General features: G+C 66.0%; 6 protein-coding genes, 1 tRNA gene and 3 rRNA genes. 1 reads left to right on the forward strand and 9 read right to left on the reverse strand.

Translation table 11 applies throughout. From position 1 onward, the window contains the following. Positions 1-242: 242 nt before the first annotated feature. From ACZ9QC_RS10640 to ACZ9QC_RS10650, 3 genes are all read right to left on the reverse strand, one after another. Entirely contained in the window at positions 243-2,978 is a 2,736-nt protein-coding gene (locus tag ACZ9QC_RS10640) for an FtsK/SpoIIIE family DNA translocase (RefSeq protein WP_472919944.1), read from the reverse strand. A gap of 228 nt (positions 2,979-3,206) precedes the next feature. Beyond that, the gene (locus ACZ9QC_RS10645) at positions 3,207-3,890 is read right to left on the reverse strand and encodes a response regulator (protein ID WP_086796453.1); all 684 of its coding nucleotides are present in this window, start codon (positions 3,888-3,890) and stop codon (positions 3,207-3,209) included. Positions 3,891-4,187: 297 nt separating this feature from the next. After that, complete coding sequence (locus tag ACZ9QC_RS10650; RefSeq protein WP_472919945.1) at positions 4,188-9,683, reverse strand: HAMP domain-containing protein; 5,496 nt, start codon at positions 9,681-9,683, stop codon at positions 4,188-4,190. A 351-nt stretch (positions 9,684-10,034) separates the two neighbouring features. Here ACZ9QC_RS10650 and ACZ9QC_RS10655 point away from each other — a divergent pair, with 351 nt between their 5' ends. Beyond that, positions 10,035-12,779: a SpoIIE family protein phosphatase gene (locus ACZ9QC_RS10655; protein ID WP_472919946.1), complete on the forward strand. Its 2,745-nt coding sequence runs from the start codon at positions 10,035-10,037 to the stop codon at positions 12,777-12,779. 47 nt (positions 12,780-12,826) lie between these two features. Here the strand turns inward: ACZ9QC_RS10655 and ACZ9QC_RS10660 are convergent. The 6 genes from ACZ9QC_RS10660 to ACZ9QC_RS10685 all read right to left on the reverse strand — a co-directional run bounded on the left by ACZ9QC_RS10660 (position 12,827) and on the right by ACZ9QC_RS10685 (position 21,151). Beyond that, positions 12,827-12,899 (reverse strand) — tRNA-Thr (locus ACZ9QC_RS10660). A gap of 123 nt (positions 12,900-13,022) precedes the next feature. Beyond that, positions 13,023-13,685, reverse strand: a complete 663-nt coding sequence (locus tag ACZ9QC_RS10665; RefSeq protein ID WP_472921654.1) for a DegT/DnrJ/EryC1/StrS family aminotransferase — start codon at positions 13,683-13,685, stop codon at positions 13,023-13,025. Positions 13,686-13,799: 114 nt separating this feature from the next. Beyond that, positions 13,800-13,916, reverse strand: a 5S ribosomal RNA gene (gene rrf / locus ACZ9QC_RS10670). A 95-nt stretch (positions 13,917-14,011) separates the two neighbouring features. Further along, positions 14,012-17,135 (reverse strand): 23S ribosomal RNA (locus tag ACZ9QC_RS10675). A gap of 300 nt (positions 17,136-17,435) precedes the next feature. Next, positions 17,436-18,961: ribosomal RNA gene (locus ACZ9QC_RS10680) — 16S ribosomal RNA — on the reverse strand. The 16S, 23S and 5S rRNA genes sit together here, the layout of an rRNA operon. A gap of 504 nt (positions 18,962-19,465) precedes the next feature. Next, complete coding sequence (locus ACZ9QC_RS10685; RefSeq protein ID WP_472919947.1) at positions 19,466-21,151, reverse strand: ribonuclease J; 1,686 nt, start codon at positions 21,149-21,151, stop codon at positions 19,466-19,468. Positions 21,152-21,260 lie beyond the last annotated feature (109 nt).

The raw sequence follows: 21,260 nt of genomic DNA on the forward strand, positions 1-21,260 counted from the left end.
GGGACTTTGTACGCCATCAGAATGGCCGGACATCCTGCTGGTGGTGAGGGTGCGGGCACGGGGCTGTCCCCTCGTCCAACTTGACGTACGACGAAGGGAAACGGTTGCTCACCATTTCCTTACGGGTGAGTCACGTTCGAATACCCGGATGCCGTAATCCCACCCGTGTTCCGCCCGCCGGACAACCGGTTTTCTCCTGCCGTGCGCCTCTGTCGCGCCCCTCCGCGATACCGCTGCGGCCCTTACGCCTCAGTCTCCCCCCGGATCACGGCGAGCACGCCGTCCAGCTCATCGGGTTTCACAAGAACGTCACGCGCCTTGGAGCCCTCGCTCGGTCCGACCACGCCCCGGGACTCCATGAGGTCCATCAGCCGCCCGGCCTTGGCGAAGCCGACGCGCAGCTTGCGCTGGAGCATGGAGGTCGAGCCGAACTGTGTGGAGACGACCAGTTCGGCCGCCTGGCACAGCAGGTCGAGGTCGTCGCCGATCTCCTCGTCGATCTCCTTCTTCTGCTTGGTGCCCACGGTGACGTCGTCCCGGAAGACGGGCGCCATCTGGTCCTTGCAGTGCTGGACGACGGCCGCGACCTCGCCCTCGGTCACGAACGCGCCCTGCATACGGGTCGGTTTGTTCGCCCCCATCGGCAGGAACAGCCCGTCGCCCTTGCCGATCAGCTTCTCGGCGCCGGGCTGGTCGAGGATGACGCGCGAGTCGGCGAGCGAGGAGGTGGCGAAGGCGAGCCGTGAGGGCACGTTCGCCTTGATGAGACCGGTGACGACGTCCACGGACGGCCGCTGGGTGGCGAGCACCAGATGGATGCCGGCCGCGCGCGCGAGCTGGGTGATGCGGACGATCGCGTCCTCGACGTCCCTCGGCGCGACCATCATCAGGTCGGCCAGCTCGTCCACGATGACCAGCAGATACGGGTACGGCTGGAGCTCTCGCTCACTGCCCTCGGGCAGCTTCACCTTGCCGTTCCTGATGGCCTCGTTGAAGTCGTCGATGTGCCGGTAGCCGAACGCGGCCAGGTCGTCGTAGCGCAGGTCCATCTCGCGCACGACCCACTGGAGCGCCTCGGCGGCCCGCTTGGGGTTGGTGATGATCGGCGTGATGAGGTGCGGGATGCCCTCATAGGCCGTCAGCTCGACGCGCTTGGGGTCGACGAGGACCATGCGGACGTCCTCGGGCGTCGCACGGACCATGATCGACGTGATCAGGCAGTTGATGCACGACGATTTACCGGAGCCGGTCGCACCCGCGACGAGCACATGCGGCATCTTCGCCAGATTGGCCATCACATAGCCGCCCTCGACGTCCTTGCCGAGCGCGACCAGCATCGGGTGGTCGTCCTCGGCCGCGTCCGCGAGGCGCAGGACGTCGCCGAGGTTGACCATCTCGCGGTCGGTGTTGGGGATCTCGATGCCGACGGCCGACTTGCCGGGAATCGGGCTGATGATCCGTACGTCCGGGCTGGCGACGGCGTAGGCGATGTTCTTGGTGAGCGCGGTGATCCGCTCGACCTTGACCGCCGGCCCCAGCTCGACCTCGTAGCGGGTGACCGTCGGCCCGCGGGTGAAGCCGGTGACCGAGGCATCGACCTTGAACTCGGAGAACACGTTCGACAGGGAGGCCACTATGGCGTCGTTCGCGGCGCTGCGCGTCTTGCCGGGGCCGCCCCGCTCCAGGAGGTCGAGCGAGGGCAGCGCGTAGGTGATGTCGCCGGAGAGCTGGAGCTGCTCGGCTCGCGCCGGCAGCTCGCGGGGCTCGTCCGGTGCCTTCTTGGTCAGGTCCGGCACCAGGGCGTCCTGCCGGGCACCCTTGGGCGGCTTGGCGGCCGGGGGCTCCTGCTGGGTCGGCTTGCTGCGCGCGGCCGGGACGGGCGTGGTCTCCTCCCGGTCCCCCGCGGTGACGCCCTGTGTGAGGTCGGCGACCACCGGCGAGGGCGGCATGCCGTGCAGCACCGCCCCGTCGAGCGCGGCGGCTGCCGCCGCGGCCACGTCCACGGCGTCCAGCGGCCGGTCCGGATCGGGCTGCCGTACGGCGGAGCGCCTCGGGCGGCGCCGGGTGAGGGCCTCCTGCTCGGCGCCGTCGGGGTCGTACGCCTCGGGGGCGGAGCCGCGCCGGCGGGAGCGCGCGGGCAGGCTGTCGCGCCACTGCTCCTCGTAGCGTGCGTCGTCCTCGCCGTACTCGTCGTCGTCCTCGTCGTCGGCGATGATGCCCAGCTTCTGGCCGAGCAGCCGCAGTCGTTGCGGGATCGCGTTGACCGGCGTGGCGGTGACGACGAGCAGTCCGAAGACCGTGAGCAGCACCAGCATCGCCACGGCGAGGGCCTCGCCCATGGTGTACGTCAGCGGGGTGGCCGTGCCCCAGCCGATGAGTCCTCCGGCGTCCCTTATCGCCTGCATGCCGACACTGCGGGCGGGCGAGCCGCAGGCGATGTGGACCTGGCCGAGGATGCCGATGACGAGTGCGGACAGGCCGATGACGATCCGGCCGTTGGCCTCGGGCTTCTCGGGGTGCCGGATGAACCGCACGGCGATGACCGCGAGCAGTATCGGCACCAGCAGGTCGAGCCGTCCGAAGGCGCCGGTGACCAGCATCTCGACGAGATCACCGACCGGGCCGCGCAGGTTCGACCAGGTGCCGGCGGCGACGATCAGGGCGAGCGCGAGCAGCAGCAGCGCGACGCCGTCCTTGCGGTGCGCCGGGTCGAGATTCCGCGCGCCCTGCCCTATGCCGCGGAAGACGGCGCCGACGGCGTGCGCGGCACCGAGCCAGATGGCGCGTACCAGTCGGTACACACCTCCGGTCGGATTGGGCGCCGGCTTCGGAGGGGCCGTCTTCTTCGCCGTCGCCTTCTTGGCGGGTGCCTTCTTGGCGGCGGCTTTTTTCGCGGGGGCCTTCTTCGCCGGAGCCTTCGTCGTAGCGGCCGCCCTCTTCGCGGGCGGCTTCTTCGCTGCGGACTGACGTGAGGCCATGGGTGTGAGGTTACCGGTGGAGGCCACGGCCGACACGTGTGCCTACTGCTTCACCCGTTCGTGTCGCGCGCGCGTCGCCCTGAAGCTGACGCGACCTGACGGGCCGTCAACCGCGTGGGCGCACCAGTAGCGGCTGTCACCGTCACCGGCCCCGGCAAATGGCACCCGGTCGCAACGAGGCGCGGGCCCGGGCCACTTGCGTGACCGGGCCCGCGCCCTGATGTGTGCTCAGTTCTGTGACGGCATGGGCGAGGGTCCGCCCGTGCCCGGCTCCAACGCGTCCAGCGCCCTGCGCAGGCCGGTGAGTTTACGTTCGAGATGGGCCGCGGTGGCCACCGCCGCGGCGTCCGCGGAGTCGTCGTCGAGCTGTTTGGAGAGCGCCTCCGCCTGCTCCTCGACGGCCGCGAGGCGCGCCGAGAGCTCGGCGAGGATGCCGCCGGAGGGCTCCTTGGAACCGCCCGCCGTACCCTTGCCACCGCCCTCCAACTGGAGCCGCAGTAGCGCCGCCTGCTCCCTGAGCTGGCAGTTCTTCATGTACAGCTCGACGAAGACGGAGACCTTGGCGCGCAGCACCCAGGGGTCGAACGGCTTCGAGATGTAGTCGACCGCACCCGCCGCGTACCCACGGAACGTGTGGTGCGGTCCGTGGTTGATGGCGGTGAGGAAAATGATCGGGATGTCCCGGGTCCGTTCACGCCGCTTGATGTGCGCGGCCGTCTCGAAACCGTCCATGCCCGGCATCTGGACGTCCAGCAGAATGACCGCGAAGTCGTCCGTCAACAGCGCCTTGAGCGCTTCCTCCCCGGACGATGCCCGCACCAGTGTCTGATCGAGCGCGGAGAGGATGGCCTCCAGCGCCAACAGATTCTCCGGCCGGTCATCGACCAGGAGGATCTTGGCCTTCTGCACCATGGCCCGCCCTCCTCGCCCCGGCTTGGGGCCTCCCCTGTCCGCAGGACTCGGCATGACGCCGCTCGGCGTCACCCCAGGGGACGACTCCCTCGCGCCACCCGTCCTTGTGCCGGTCATCGTAGCCGCACCCCGCCCGTCGCCACACCCTGTCACCGTGATGTCACTGTGCTCGTAGCAGAAACGCAAGCGGAGACCAGAAGGTTCCCCGAATCCCGCGTTTCTACACGGCCTCGGGCACACTCCGTCAGCAACTCCGTGCGCCCCCCGACGGGTTGTGACCAGGGGCCGTACCGCCTGTCACTCATTCCGCATCCACTGCTCCATCACCGCCAGCAGATGATCCGGATCGACCGGCTTCGTCACATAGTCGGAGGCACCCGAGTCGATCGCCTTCTCCCGGTCGCCCTTCATCGCCTTCGCCGTCAGCGCGATGATCGGCAACCCGGCGAACTGCGGCATCCGGCGGATCGCCGTGGTCGTCGCGTACCCGTCCATCTCGGGCATCATGATGTCCATCAGCACGACCGTCACGTCGTCGTGCTGCTCCAGGACCTCGATGCCCTCGCGTCCGTTCTCGGCGTACAGCACGGACAGGCCGTGCTGCTCCAGGACGCTGGTGAGCGCGAAGACGTTACGGATGTCGTCGTCGACGATGAGCACCTTCTCGCCGTCGAACCTGGCCGCCGTCCGGCGCGCCCGCGACGCCGCCTCCTGAGCCGCCTGCTGCGCCCAGTGCTCCTGCGCCTGCCCGTTGCCCTGCGCGGAGGACGGGGAACCGGCCGACACGGACCGGCGGCGCCGCCTGAAGAGCGCGGCGGCCCCGTTCTGGGTCTCGCGGTAGGACTTCACCTCGGCCGGCGTCTCGGCGCGCTGGGCCAGCTCCTCCTCGGAGGCCAGCAGCTCGCCCGCCTCCAGCGCCGCGGGCGCGTTGTGCGCGTAGCCCTGCGGGGGCAGTTCGCTGGGGTGCAGCGGCAGGTACAGGGTGAAGGTGGAACCGCGTCCGGGCTCGCTCTGCGCGTGGATCTCGCCGCCCAGCAGCCGGGCGATCTCCCGCGAGATGGACAACCCCAGACCCGTACCGCCGTACTTGCGGCTGGTGGTGCCGTCCGCCTGCTTGAACGCCTCGAAGATGACCCGCATCTTGCTGGCCGCGATACCGATGCCCGTGTCCGTCACCGAGAACGCGATCATGTCGGCGTCCGCGTCCCGCAGCGAGCCCGCCTCCAGCAGCTGCTCCCGGATGGCCACCGGCACGTCCGCGCCCGCCGGCCGGATGACCAGCTCCACGGCTCCGGAGTCGGTGAACTTCACCGCGTTGGACAGCAGATTCCGCAGCACCTGCAGCAGGCGCTGTTCGTCCGTGTGCAGGGTGGCGGGCAGTTCCGGCGAGACCCGTACGGAGAAGTCGAGACCCTTCTCCGCCGTCAGCGGCCGGAAGGTGGCCTCCACGTAGTCGACGAGCTGGACGAGGGCGATCCGGGTCGGGGAGACGTCCATCTTGCCCGCCTCGACCTTCGACAGGTCCAGGATGTCGTTGATGAGCTGCAGCAGGTCGGAGCCCGCCCCGTGGATCGTCTCGGCGAACTCGACCTGCTTGGGCGTCAGGTTCGACTCGGCGTTGTCGGCGAGCAGCTTGGCGAGGATCAGCAGCGAGTTCAGCGGCGTGCGCAGCTCGTGCGACATGTTCGCGAGGAACTCGCTCTTGTAGCGCATGGACACCGCGAGCTGCTCGGCCCGCTCCTCCAGGACCTGCCGCGCCTCCTCGATCTCGGTGTTCTTCACCTCGATGTCGCGGTTCTGCCGGGCCAGCAGCTCGGCCTTCTCCTCCAGTTCGGCGTTGGACGCCTGGAGCGCCTTCTGCCGGTTCTCCAACTCGTCGGACCGCTCGCGCAGTTGCTCGGTCAGCTCCTGCGACTGCTTCAGCAGCACCTCGGTCTTGGTGTTGACGGAGATGGTGTTGACGCTCGTCGCGATCATCTCCGCGATCTGGCTGAGGAAGTCCTTCTGGATCTGGGTGAACGGCGTGAACGACGCCAGCTCGATCACACCGAGCACGGTCCCCTCGAAGAGCACCGGCAACACGATGACCTGCGCCGGGGGCGCCTCGCCGAGCCCGGAGGAGATCTTCAGGTAACCGCTCGGCGCGTTCTCCACCAGGATCGTGCGCTTCTCCTTGGCCGCCGTCCCGACCAGTGCCTCCCCGGGCCGGAACGACGTCGGCATGGAGCCCATCGAATAGCCGTACGAGCCGAGCATGCGCAGTTCGTACTGGTCGTCGTTGTCGGGGGCCAGGTCCTTGCCGTCGAGGAACGGCAGCGCGAGGAAGAAGGCGCCGTGCTGCGCGGACACCACCGGCGTCAGTTCGCTCATGATCAGCGAGGCCACGTCGTCGAGGTCCCGGCGGCCCTGCATCAGGGCGGAGATCCGGGCGAGGTTGCCCTTGAGCCAGTCCTGCTCCTGGTTGGCGATCGTGGTGTCGCGCAGGTTGGCGATCATCTTGTTGATGTAGTCCTGCAGCTCCTTGATCTCGCCGGACGCGTCGACGTCGATCTTGAGGTTCAGGTCGCCCCGGGTCACCGCGGTGGCCACGCGCGCGATGGCACGGACCTGCCGGGTCAGGTTCCCGGCCATCTCGTTCACCGACTCGGTCAGGTCCCGCCAGGTGCCGTCGACGTCCCGCACGCGCGCGAGACCGCCCAACTGCCCCTCGGTGCCCACCTCGCGGGCCACCCGGGTGACCTCCTCCGCGAACGACGACAGCTGGTCGACCATCGTGTTGATGGTGGTCTTCAGCTCCAGGATCTCGCCGCGCGCGTCGATGTCGATCTTCTTGGTCAGGTCGCCCTTGGCGATGGCGGTCGTCACCATCGCGATGTTGCGGACCTGGCCGGTGAGGTTGGACGCCATCGAGTTCACCGACTCGGTGAGGTCCTTCCACGTACCCGCCACACCCGGTACGTGCGCCTGACCGCCCAGGATGCCGTCCGTGCCCACCTCGCGGGCCACCTTGGTGACCTGGTCGGCGAACGAACTCAGCGTCTTCACCATGCTGTTGAAGGTGTCGGCGAGCTGCGCGACCTCACCGGCCGCCTCGATCGTCACCGTACGGGTCAGGTCGCCGTTGGCGACGGCCGCGGCGACCTGGGAGATGTTGCGCACCTGCATGGTCAGGTTCTTGGCCATCAGGTTCACATTGCCGCTGAGGTCCTTCCAGATGCCGGTGACGCCCGGCACGTGCGCCTGGCCGCCGAGGATGCCCTCGGTGCCCACCTCGCGGGCCACCCGGGTCACCTGCTCGGCGAACGACGACAGCTGGTCGACCATCGTGTTGACGGTGGTGACGAGCTCCAGGATCTCGCCCTTGGCGTCGACGGTGATCTTCTTCGACAGGTCACCCTTGGCGACCGCGGTCGTGACCTCGGCGATCTGGCGCACCTGGATGGTCAGGTTGTTCGCCATGAAGTTCACCGACTGCGTGAGGTCCTTCCAGGTGCCGGAGACGCCCTGCACCTCGGCCTGACCGCCGAGCTGGCCCTCCGTACCCACCTCACGGGCGACCCTGGTGACCTCCTCCGCGAACGACGACAGCTGGTCCACCATCGTGTTCAGCGTGTTCTTCAGCTCCAGGATCTCGCCGCGCGCGTCCACGGTGATCTTCTGCGAGAGGTCGCCCCTGGCCACCGCCGTGGCGACCTGGGCGATGTTGCGCACCTGGCCGGTGAGATTGCCGGCCATGCCGTTCACGGACTCGGTGAGGTCGCGCCACACACCGGCCACGCCGGGCACCTGCGCCTGACCGCCGAGGCGGCCCTCCGTACCCACGTCCCGGGCGACCCGGGTCACCTGATCCGCGAAGGACGACAGCTGGTCGACCATCGTGTTGATGGTGTTCTTCAGCTCCAGGATCTCGCCGCGCGCGTCCACGTCGATCTTCTGCGACAGGTCGCCCCGCGCCACGGCCGTCGTCACCTGCGCGATGTTCCGCACCTGCGAGGTGAGGTTGCCGGCCATCGAGTTGACGGAGTCGGTGAGCTCCTTCCACGTGCCGGACACACCGTCCACGCGGGCCTGACCGCCGAGGCGGCCCTCCGTACCCACGTCCCGGGCCATCCGCGTCACCTGGTCGGCGAAGCTCGACAGCTGGTCCACCATCGTGTTCACGGTGTTCTTCAGTTCGAGCATCTCGCCCGCGACATCGACGGTGACCTTCTGCGAGAGGTCACCGTTGGCCACGGCCGTGGTCACCGCCGCGATGTTCCTCACCTGTCCGGTGAGGTTGCGGAACGCGGTGTTGACGGAGTCCGTCAGGTCCTTCCACGTACCGGCCGCGCCCGGCACCTGCGCCTGACCGCCCAGCCGGCCCTCGGCACCCACTTCGTTGGCCACCCGTGTGACCTCGTCACCGAAGGACGACAGCTGGTCGACCATGCCGTTGACGGTGTTCTTCAGCTCCAGCATCTCGCCGGCCACGTCCACGGTGACCTTCTGCGAGAGATCGCCGTCGGCCACCGCCGTCGTCACGGCCGCGATGTCCCGCACCTGGATGGTGAGGTTCCGGAACACCGTGTTCACCGAATCGGTGAGGTCCTTCCACGTTCCCGCCGCGCCCGGCACCTGCGCCTGACCGCCGAGACGGCCCTCGGCACCCACCTCGTTGGCCACCCGTGTGACCTCGTCCGCGAAGATCCGCAGCGTCTCGGTCATCTGGTTGATCGTCTCGGCGAGCTTGGCCACCTCACCGCGTGCCGGCACGGTCACCTTCTGCGACAGATCACCGTTGGCGACCGCCGTGGTGACCTGCGCGATCCCCCGCACCTGCGCGGTGAGATTGCCGGCCATGGTGTTCACCGAATCGGTGAGCTCCTTCCACACGCCCGCCACACCCGGCACCTCGGCCTGACCGCCGAGCTGCCCGTCGGTGCCCACCTCACGGGCGACCCGGGTCACCTCGGAGGAGAACGCCGAGAGCTGGTCGACCATCGTGTTGACGGTCTCCTTGAGCTCCAGCATCTCGCCGGCCACATGAACCGTGACCTTCCGGGACAGATCACCCTTCGCGACCGCGGTCGTCACCAGCGCGATGTCCCTCACCTGGGCGGTGAGCCGGTGCGCCATGGTGTTGACGGACTCCGTCAGGTCCTTCCACGAACCGGACATGCCGCGCACCTTGGCCTGCCCGCCCAGCTTGCCCTCCGTGCCCACCTCGCTGGCCACCCGGGTGACCTCGTCGGTGAACGTGGACAGCTGGTCGACCAGGTTGTTGACCGTACGCCCGACCTTCAGGAACTCCCCGCGCAGCGGATGCCCGGTCCCGTCCGGCGCCTGCGTCCGCAGCTCCATCCGCGGCGACAGATCACCCTCCGCCACGGCCGACAGCACTCGGCTGACCTCGGAGACAGGCCGTACGAGGTCGTCGACCAGCGCGTTCGACGCGTCGATCGCCGCCGCCCAGGACCCCTCGGTGGCACCCGTCTCCAGCCGCTCGGTGAGCTTGCCCTCACGCCCGACGACCCGCCGCACCCGCGACAGCTCGCCGGTCAGATGCAGATTCCGGTCCGCCACCTCGTTGAAGACCGCGGCGATCTCGGCCATGACACCGTCGCCCGAGACGGTCAGCCGCTTGCGGAAGTTGCCGTCCCGCATCGCTTCCAGAGCCGTGAGCAGCCGGTTCAGGGCGGCCGTGTCCACGGTCGTGGTTCCATTGCGCGGTTTGCGCGACTTGCGCTGGTCACTCAGGGACTGTCCGCCTTTCGCGCGCGCTTTAGTGCCCCGCGTCGCTGCGCCAGACTCCACTGTGTCCCTCCCGCAAGGGTCGACCGTTCCTGCTGGGCGTACTTCGCCGTATTCGAACGCTTCGTACTGCTCATACTGCTCGTACCACTCGTGCTACTTCGTACTCGGAGTCGCCCGACCTCCTCCTGGAAGCCTGCCCAGTGTTTCACCATGGCTGAACCAGGCCATAACAGTTCGGCAGCTTCGCACACGGTCCGCACACCTCCGGACGGAAACACAGACGACCGGCATCCGCATGGACGGCGAAGGTAAGTAACCTTGCATGCGGCTGTCCAGCCACGCCGGTTCCTACCCGGCCTGGGCGGTGGCGCACGAGCACGAGCGGGCAGGCATCGGAGGGGCGGCCGCACCATGACCACCGGACTGCATCCCGGGGAGACCCCCCAGGACCCCAGGCCGACGGAGAACCAGCCTCTGCCACGGCAGGAGGCCGTCCTCGCACCCCCGCACGTAGAGAACCGGACAAGGAGTTCTGTGATCACCGCGCGCGCGGCCGCCAGCTTCGCTGCCGTCTCACGATCCGTCGCGACCGCCCGCTCGTTCGTCCGCGACACCCTCCAGGGCTGGGGCTTCGCCGACATCGTCGACGACGCGGTGGTCCTCACCAGCGAACTCGTCACCAACGCGGTCGTCCACGCCGGCACCTCCGCGGACGTCCTCTGCCTGCGCGCCGAGGACGGCGTCCGCATCGAGGTCGCCGACAGATACCCCGAACGTGAGATCCCTCTCCAGGGCAACCACATCAACATGGGCAGCCCCGACCGCGAAGGCGGCCGCGGCCTCCAGCTGTGCGCGGCGATGGCCACCCGCTGGGGCGTGGAGTACACCTCCACGCACAAGCAGGTCTGGTTCCAACTCGACCTCCCCGACCGCCCGGTGGGCACCCGCTCGGCCGGCCCGTACCTCCCCGCCGACCTGCTCCCGCTCGCCGACGGCCGGGTCCGCGTCGCGGTCGTCCAGATCGACCGCGTGGGCGCCATCGGCGCCTGGAACGAGGACGCCGAGGAACTCTTCGGCTACACCCCCGACCAGGTCATCGGAAAACCCCTCACCGACCTGGCCGCGTGGCCGCACACCCCCGGCACCAGCACGGGAGTGGCCGAGGCCCTCCGACTCTCCCGCTGGGAGGGCAGTTACGGCATCCGCGGCGCCAACGGCCGGGTGACCCCGGTCTACGCCTCCCACCTCCGGGTCCGCGACACGGCCGGGGACCCCTCCACGGTCTGCCTCCTCGTGCGCGACCACGAGCGCGCCGTCCTCCAGACCCCGATCCGTATGCCGTCCGGCGACACCTCCGGCTCCGGCGAGGGCCAGTCCACGGACCCCTTCGAGGTCTTCATCGGCTCCCCCGCCCCGGACGACCTCGACGGCCTCCTCCAGCGCACGGTCGAACGCGCCCGCGACATGCTCGACGGCGACTCCGCCTTCCTGCTCCTGGCCACCGACGACGAGACGGAACTGGAGGTCCGGGCCTCCACGGGACTGCCCTCGGCCCGCCAACGCTTCGCCCGCGTCCCCGTGGAGGCCGGCCCCGGCCGGTACGGCTCGGCCCGCATGCCCGCCGTCCACGACGACCTCACTGCCGTCCCCGGCGCCGTACCCCTGCTCAACGGCACGGGCATGCGCTCGGTCGTCACGGTCCCCCTCAAGGTCGAGGGCCGCCTCACGGGCTCCCTGGGCGTCGCCGCCGAGGCCCAGGGCCGGTACTCCAACGAGGAGGCCCTGCGCCTGCAGTTCGCCGCCGACCGCATCGCGCTGGCCGTCGAGTCGGCCCGCCTGGGCGAGCTGGAACGCCTGCGCCGCGGCTCGTTGAGCTTCCTGGTGGAGGCCTCCGACCTCCTCGCGGGCACCCTGGACCGTGACCAGACCCTGGCCCTGATGGCCCAGATGACCATCCCGACGCTCGCTACGTGGTGCGCGGTCTACACGATCGCCGACCAGGCCTCGGACCCGTACCTCAGCTACGTCCTGCACGAGGACGAGGACCTCATCGACGGCCTCAAGGCCCTCCTGGTCAAGATCCGCCCGCCGGAGCCCATCCCCACGCCGGGCGCCCGTATCTGGACGGCCCCCGCCGAGGCCGCCCACGAGGCGGCCCTGCGCACCTCCATGCGCAGCCTCGGCCTCGGCGAACCCGCCACGGTCAGCTCGGGCATCGGCACCACCCTGGCGACGGCCTCGGCGGTGGGCGGCGAGACCGTCGTCCTCCCGCTCGTCGCCCGCAACCGCGTCATCGGCATGCTGACCCTCGGCAAGCCCACCGACGAGCACTTCCGCCAGGAGATCCTGGAACTGGCGGAGGACCTCTCCCGCCGGGCCGCCCTCGCCCTGGACAACGCCCGGCTGTACTCGGAGCGCGTGGCCATCAGCCAGTCCCTCCAGCGCAGCCTCCTCCCGCCCGAGCTCCCCCAGATCGACGGCGTCGAGGTCGAGGTCATCTACCGCGCGGCCGGCGAGGGCAACGAGGTCGGCGGCGACTTCTACGACCTCTTCCCCATCCGCGACGGTGCGTACGGCTTCGCCATCGGCGACGTCTGCGGTACGGGCCCGGAGGCAGCCGCGGTCACCGGCCTCGCCCGCCACGCCCTGCGCCTGCTCGCCCGCGAGGGCTACGCCGGCCCGGCGGTCCTGGAGCGCCTCAACTCCGCGATCATCGACGAGGGCGCCCGCAGCCGCTTCCTCACGCTCCTGTACGGCGAGTTGTGGCCCCAGGAGGACGGCAGCGCGGTCCTGAAGGTCGTCTGCGCCGGCCATCCGCTCCCGCTGCGCCTGCGCCAGGACGGCACGGTCGAACCGGCCGCCGAGCCGCAGGCCCTGCTCGGCGTCATGGAGGACCTGGAGCTGTACGAGCAGACCGTCACCCTCGACCCCGGCGACGTCCTCCTCTGTGTCACGGACGGCGTCACCGAACGCCGCGAGGGCACCCGCATGTTGGGCGACGACGGCCTCACCGAGGTCCTCACCACCTGCACGGGTCTCACGGCCGGCGCGGTCGCGGCCCGTGTCATGCGTGCGGTCGAACGCTTCGCCTCCGACGCGCCCTCCGACGACATGGCCATTCTGGCGATGCGTGTCCCGGGCCTCCAGCAGGACTGAGCGGGCACGAGAAAGGCCCCGCCCAATGGGCGGGGCCTTCAAGTCTGAGCCCCCAAACGGAATCGAACCGTTGACCTTCTCCTTACCATGGAGACGCTCTGCCGACTGAGCTATAGGGGCCTGATCACCTGTTCGAGGTTTCCCTCGCGGCAACGAGATAGATCATACCCCGATTCGGCCGATGCTTCGAACCACCTGCGCACCGGCCGGCCCCGGGCGTCCCGGTCATGCCAAGCACCGCCGTCAGAAGGCCGGTTGCAGCAGCCCGCCGAGCGCATTGCAGGCCGACACCAGCCGCTGCAGCTGTCGCTGGGACATCTCGCCGCCGATGTGCAGTGCCAGCGTCTCGTCGGCGGCCCGCTCGGTCTCCGGCAGGCAGACGTCCCGCCGGAATCCGGGCATCCGGTGCACGGGCGTCTTCACCGGCACGCTGCACTCGACTCCCTTGGCCCGCACGGCCCGCGCGAAGGCGTCCCGGTCCGGCCGCCCGTTCCCGGGCACCCGCACGACGTACTGCTGGAAGGTGTGCCCGTCACAGCCTTCGGGGGTCCGTACACCCTTGAGCTTGGCATTGAGATACGCGGCCCGACGCCGACGCTCCCCGAGTTCGCTGTACGGCGTCTCCGACTCGCCCTGCTCCACCACCAACAGCCCATGGCGCTGGCCGACTTGACGCAGCGCCGCGATGTCGGCGGACCGCCCGAAGCGGTGTACGACGACCGCGGCCACCGTCCGCGACGTCACCGCGGCCTCGACGGCCGAGGCATCCAGGCAGTACGTCACCGGATCTATGTCGGCGAACACCGGCACAGCCCCGGCCAGACTCACCGCCTGAGCGACCTCCGGGTTGCCGAACGCCGGGACGACCACCTCGTCACCTGCGCCGACACCTGCGGCCCTGAGCATTCCAACGGTACCCATGCCGCGGATCCTGGTCGCGCAACGTGAACTCCAAGTAAAGCCCAACAAAAAAGAGCTGGTCCCCGAACCGAAATTCGGGAACCAGCTCTATCAATGATTGTTCGGCGGCGTCCTACTCTCCCACAGGGTCCCCCCTGCAGTACCATCGGCGCTGTAAGGCTTAGCTTCCGGGTTCGGAATGTAACCGGGCGTTTCCCTCACGCTATGACCACCGAAACACTATGAAACTGTGAATACCGCACCATCCCTCGTGACCATGAGGCATGGGGTTGTTCGTGGTTTCAGAACCAACACAGTGGACGCGAGCAACTGAGGACAAGCCCTCGGCCTATTAGTACCAGTCAACTCCACCCGTTACCAGGCTTCCATATCTGGCCTATCAACCCAGTCGTCTACTGGGAGCCTTACCCCATCAAGTGGGTGGGAATACTCATCTCGAAGCAGGCTTCCCGCTTAGATGCTTTCAGCGGTTATCCCTCCCGAACGTAGCCAACCAGCCATGCCCTTGGCAGAACAACTGGCACACCAGAGGTTCGTCCGTCCCGGTCCTCTCGTACTAGGGACAGCCCTTCTCAATATTCCTGCGCGCGCAGCGGATAGGGACCGAACTGTCTCACGACGTTCTAAACCCAGCTCGCGTACCGCTTTAATGGGCGAACAGCCCAACCCTTGGGACCGACTCCAGCCCCAGGATGCGACGAGCCGACATCGAGGTGCCAAACCATCCCGTCGATATGGACTCTTGGGGAAGATCAGCCTGTTATCCCCGGGGTACCTTTTATCCGTTGAGCGACGGCGCTTCCACAAGCCACCGCCGGATCACTAGTCCCGACTTTCGTCCCTGCTCGACCCGTCGGTCTCACAGTCAAGCTCCCTTGTGCACTTACACTCACCACCTGATTGCCAACCAGGCTGAGGGAACCTTTGGGCGCCTCCGTTACCCTTTGGGAGGCAACCGCCCCAGTTAAACTACCCATCAGACACTGTCCCCGATCCGGATCACGGACCCGGGTTAGACATCCAGCACGACCAGACTGGTATTTCAACGACGACTCCACCCGAACTGGCGTCCGAGCTTCACAGTCTCCCAGCTATCCTACACAAGCCGAACCGAACACCAATATCAAACTGTAGTAAAGGTCCCGGGGTCTTTCCGTCCTGCTGCGCGAAACGAGCATCTTTACTCGTAGTGCAATTTCACCGGGCCTATGGTTGAGACAGTCGAGAAGTCGTTACGCCATTCGTGCAGGTCGGAACTTACCCGACAAGGAATTTCGCTACCTTAGGATGGTTATAGTTACCACCGCCGTTTACTGGCGCTTAAGTTCTCAGCTTCGCCACCCCGAAGAGTGACTAACCGGTCCCCTTAACGTTCCAGCACCGGGCAGGCGTCAGTCCGTATACATCGCCTTACGGCTTCGCACGGACCTGTGTTTTTAGTAAACAGTCGCTTCTCGCTGGTCTCTGCGGCCACCCCCAGCTCACCGAGTAAATCGGATCACCAGGTGTGGCCCCCCTTCTCCCGAAGTTACGGGGGCATTTTGCCGAGTTCCTTAACCATAGTTCACCCGAACGCCTCGGTATTCTCTACCAGACCACCTGAGTCGGTTTAGGGTACGGGCCGCCATGAAACTCGCTAGAGGCTTTTCTCGACAGCATAGGATCATCCACTTCACCACAATCGGCTCGGCATCAGGTCTCAGACTCAATGGCGTGCGGATTTACCTACACACCGTCCTACACCCTTACCCCGGGACAACCACCGCCCGGGATGGACTACCTTCCTGCGTCACCCCATCACTCACCTACTGCAAGTCTGGTTCGTCGGCTCCACCACTCCCCTTCACCCGAAGGATCCGGGGCGGCTTCACGGACTTAGCATCGCCTGGTTCAATGTTTGACGCTTCACAGCGGGTACCGGAATATCAACCGGTTATCCATCGACTACGCCTGTCGGCCTCGCCTTAGGTCCCGACTTACCCTGGGCAGATCAGCTTGACCCAGGAACCCTTGGTCAATCGGCGCAAACGTTTCTCACGTTTGTATCGCTACTCATGCCTGCATTCTCACTCGTGAACCGTCCACAACTCGCTTCCGCGGCTGCTTCACCCGGCACACGACGCTCCCCTACCCATCCCAGCGGGCGTTGGCCCTCATGCTGGAATGACACGACTTCGGCGGTACGCTTGAGCCCCGCTACATTGTCGGCGCGGAATCACTAGACCAGTGAGCTATTACGCACTCTTTCAAGGGTGGCTGCTTCTAAGCCAACCTCCTGGTTGTCTCTGCGACTCCACATCCTTTCCCACTTAGCGTACGCTTAGGGGCCTTAGTCGATGCTCTGGGCTGTTTCCCTCTCGACCATGGAGCTTATCCCCCACAGTCTCACTGCCGCGCTCTCACTTACCGGCATTCGGAGTTTGGCTAAGGTCAGTAACCCGGTAGGGCCCATCGCCTATCCAGTGCTCTACCTCCGGCAAGAAACACACGACGCTGCACCTAAATGCATTTCGGGGAGAACCAGCTATCACGGAGTTTGATTGGCCTTTCACCCCTAACCACAGGTCATCCCCCAGGTTTTCAACCCTGGTGGGTTCGGTCCTCCACGAAGTCTTACCTCCGCTTCAACCTGCCCATGGCTAGATCACTCCGCTTCGGGTCTTGAGCGTGCTACTAAAACCGCCCTGTTCGGACTCGCTTTCGCTACGGCTACCCCACCCGGGTTAACCTCGCAACACACCGCAAACTCGCAGGCTCATTCTTCAAAAGGCACGCAGTCACGAGACACCAAGCAAGCTTGATGTCCGACGCTCCCACGGCTTGTAGGCACACGGTTTCAGGTACTATTTCACTCCGCTCCCGCGGTACTTTTCACCATTCCCTCACGGTACTATCCGCTATCGGTCACCAGGGAATATTTAGGCTTAGCGGGTGGTCCCGCCAGATTCACACGGGATTTCTCGGGCCCCGTGCTACTTGGGTGTCTCTCAAACGAGCCGTTGACGTTTCAGCTACGGGGGTCTTACCCTCTACGCCGGACCTTTCGCATGTCCTTCGCCTACATCAACGGTTTCTGACTCGTCCTGTTGCCGGCAGACAACAGAAGAGAGATCCCACAACCCCGTATACGCAACCCCTGCCGGGTCTCACACGCATACGGTTTGGCCTCATCCAGTTTCGCTCGCCACTACTCCCGGAATCACGGTTGTTTTCTCTTCCTGCGGGTACTGAGATGTTTCACTTCCCCGCGTTCCCTCCACACTGCCTATGTGTTCAGCAGCGGGTGACAGCCCATGACGACTGCCGGGTTTCCCCATTCGGACACCCCCGGATCAAAGCCTGGTTGACGACTCCCCGGGGCCTATCGTGGCCTCCCACGTCCTTCATCGGTTCCTGGTGCCAAGGCATCCACCGTGCGCCCTTAAAAACTTGGCCACAGATGCTCGCGTCCACTGTGCAGTTCTCAAACAACGACCAACCACCCATCACCCCGAACCAGCGGTTCGAGTGCACTGGGGCCGGCACTGAAGGAAGTTCATTCCCTCAGACACCCAACAGCGTGCCCGACCGGGTCCCGTCCGGAGATCATGTTTTCCACGCTCTTGCGAGCAGTACTAACAGCCTCCGGCCCGTGAAACCGGCCGAATAATCAACGTTCCACCCATGAGCAACCACCGTCGGACGTTCGCCGACGTTGTGGCCCTGGATCTCTTGCGAGATCTAGATGCTCCTTAGAAAGGAGGTGATCCAGCCGCACCTTCCGGTACGGCTACCTTGTTACGACTTCGTCCCAATCGCCAGTCCCACCTTCGACAGCTCCCTCCCTTACGGGTTGGGCCACCGGCTTCGGGTGTTACCGACTTTCGTGACGTGACGGGCGGTGTGTACAAGGCCCGGGAACGTATTCACCGCAGCACTGCTGATCTGCGATTACTAGCAACTCCGACTTCATGGGGTCGAGTTGCAGACCCCAATCCGAACTGAGACAGGCTTTTTGAGATTCGCTCCGCCTCACGGCATCGCAGCTCATTGTACCTGCCATTGTAGCACGTGTGCAGCCCAAGACATAAGGGGCATGATGACTTGACGTCGTCCCCACCTTCCTCCGAGTTGACCCCGGCAGTCTCCTGTGAGTCCCCATCACCCCGAAGGGCATGCTGGCAACACAGAACAAGGGTTGCGCTCGTTGCGGGACTTAACCCAACATCTCACGACACGAGCTGACGACAGCCATGCACCACCTGTACACCGACCACAAGGGGGCGACCATCTCTGGCCGTTTCCGGTGTATGTCAAGCCTTGGTAAGGTTCTTCGCGTTGCGTCGAATTAAGCCACATGCTCCGCTGCTTGTGCGGGCCCCCGTCAATTCCTTTGAGTTTTAGCCTTGCGGCCGTACTCCCCAGGCGGGGAACTTAATGCGTTAGCTGCGGCACCGACGACGTGGAATGTCGCCAACACCTAGTTCCCACCGTTTACGGCGTGGACTACCAGGGTATCTAATCCTGTTCGCTCCCCACGCTTTCGCTCCTCAGCGTCAGTAATGGCCCAGAGATCCGCCTTCGCCACCGGTGTTCCTCCTGATATCTGCGCATTTCACCGCTACACCAGGAATTCCGATCTCCCCTACCACACTCTAGTCTGCCCGTATCGAATGCAGACCCGGGGTTAAGCCCCGGGCTTTCACATCCGACGCGACAGACCGCCTACGAGCTCTTTACGCCCAATAATTCCGGACAACGCTCGCGCCCTACGTATTACCGCGGCTGCTGGCACGTAGTTAGCCGGCGCTTCTTCTGCAGGTACCGTCACTTTCGCTTCTTCCCTGCTGAAAGAGGTTTACAACCCGAAGGCCGTCATCCCTCACGCGGCGTCGCTGCATCAGGCTTTCGCCCATTGTGCAATATTCCCCACTGCTGCCTCCCGTAGGAGTCTGGGCCGTGTCTCAGTCCCAGTGTGGCCGGTCGCCCTCTCAGGCCGGCTACCCGTCGTCGCCTTGGTGAGCCGTTACCTCACCAACAAGCTGATAGGCCGCGGGCTCATCCTTCACCGCCGGAGCTTTCCACACTCATCGGATGCCCGAGAGTGTCGTATCCGGTATTAGACCCCGTTTCCAGGGCTTGTCCCAGAGTGAAGGGCAGATTGCCCACGTGTTACTCACCCGTTCGCCACTAATCCCCACCGAAGTGGTTCATCGTTCGACTTGCATGTGTTAAGCACGCCGCCAGCGTTCGTCCTGAGCCAGGATCAAACTCTCCGTGAATGTTTACCCGTGATCGGGTCGACACCACGAGAGCGGAACCACCGGAGGAATAATCCGATGGTTCACAGCATCCTCGCTGTGTTTGTTTCAAAGGAACCTCGTCCCAGCAGATGCTGGAGACGGGGTATCAACATATCTGGCGTTGATTTTTGGCACGCTGTTGAGTTCTCAAGGAACGGACGCTTCCTTTGTACTCACCCAAGCTGTTCTCGGGCTTTCCTCCGGGCAGTTTCCCTTCGGTCTTGCTGTCTTGCGTTTCCGACTCTATCAGATCGTTTTCCGATCCGATTTCCTCGGTGCTTTCCAGGTTTCCGCTTCCGCGTTTCCCTTTCCGGCGGCTCTGACTTTATCAGAAGTTCTGAGTCGGAATTTCCACCCGGTCCGGCGGGCTCCTGGCGCATCAGTTGCACCGGGTTCCCCCCTGGGCGGAGCCGTAAACGTACTGGAGCGGGGCGCCCCGATGCAAATCGAGGAGCCCCGCTCCGGCTGAGCGCTGACGGAGGGTCAGACCTCAACCACCACAGGCAGGATCATCGGCCTGCGGCGGTAGGTGTCGGACACCCACTTGCCGAGGGTGCGGCGGATGAGTTGCTGCAGCTGATGGGGCTCGACGACCCCGTCCTGTGCCGAACGCTCCAGAACCTCGGTGATCTTCGGGGCGACCGCGGCGAACGCGGAGTCCTCGATGCCGGAACCCCGAGCCTGGATGTGCGGACCGCCGGTGATCTTGCCGGTGGAGGAGTCCACGACGACGAAGACGGAGATGATGCCCTCGTCCCCCAGGATCTTGCGGTCCTTGAGCGCCGGCTCCCCGACGTCACCGACCGAGAGACCGTCGACGTACACATAACCGGCCTGGACCTTGCCCGAGATCTTGGCCTTGCCCTCGATGAGGTCGACGACCACGCCGTCCTCGGCGATGACGATGCGGTCGTGGGGCACACCGGTCAGCGCGCCCAGCTCCGCGTTGGCCCGCAGGTGGCGCCATTCGCCGTGCACCGGCATCAGGTTCTTCGGGCGACAGATGTTGTAGAAGTACAGCAGCTCGCCGGCCGAGGCGTGTCCGGAGACATGGACCTTGGCGTTGCCCTTGTGGACGACGTTGGCACCCCAGCGGGTCAGGCCGTTGATGACGCGGTAGACCGCGTTCTCGTTACCGGGGATCAGGGACGAGGCCAGGATCACCGTGTCGCCCTGGACGATGCGGATCTGGTGGTCCCGGTTGGCCATGCGGGACAGGGCGGCCATCGGTTCGCCCTGCGATCCGGTGCAGACGAGGACGATCTCGTGCTGCGGCAGGTCGTCGAGGGTCTTGACGTCCACGACCAGGCCCGGCGGAACCCTGAGGTAGCCCAGATCCCTGGCGATGCCCATGTTCCGGACCATCGAGCGGCCGACGAAGGCGACCCGGCGGCCGTACTCGTGGGCTGCGTCGAGGATCTGCTGGATGCGGTGGATGTGGCTGGCGAAGCTGGCCACGATGATCCGCTTGCTGGCGCCCGCGAAGACCTGGCGCAGGACGTTGGAGATGTCGCGCTCGGGGGGAACGAACCCCGGGACCTCCGCGTTCGTGGAGTCGGAGAGAAGGAGGTCGATGCCCTCTTCGCTCAACCGTGCGAACGCGTGTAGATCGGTGAGGCGGTTGTCCAGCGGGAGCTGGTCCATCTTGAAGTCACCCGTGTGGACCACCATGCCCGCAGGGGTGCGGATGGCGACGGCGAGGGCGTCCGGGATGGAGTGGTTGACCGCGACGAACTCGCAGTCGAAGGGGCCGATGCGCTCGCGGTTCCCCTCGACCACCTCAAGGGTGTACGGGCGGATGCGGTGCTCCTGGAGCTTCGCCTCGATCAGGGCGAGGGTCAGCTTGGAGCCGATCAGCGGGATGTCGGGCTTCTCGCGCAGCAGGTACGGGACCGCGCCGATGTGGTCCTCGTGGCCGTGCGTGAGGACGATGCCCTCGATGTCGTCGAGGCGGTCCCTGACGGACGAGAAGTCCGGCAGGATCAGGTCGATTCCGGGCTGCTCCTCCTCGGGGAAGAGCACCCCGCAGTCGACGATCAGCAGCCGGCCGCCGTACTCGAAGACGGTCATGTTCCGGCCGATCTCGCCGAGACCACCCAGGGGGGTGACCCGGAGGCCACCCTCGGGAAGCGGCGGCGGCGGGCCGAGTTCAGGATGCGGATGACTCAAAAGACTCTCCTCACCATGCGCGCCACGTACCTCTGTGGCACGTGGCGCGCATGACGTTCGTGCAAAAGCAGTTGTGGATGGGAACGCAGGCGCTTTCGTCCTGCCTATT

The organism is Streptomyces sp. HUAS MS02, from assembly GCF_055702265.1.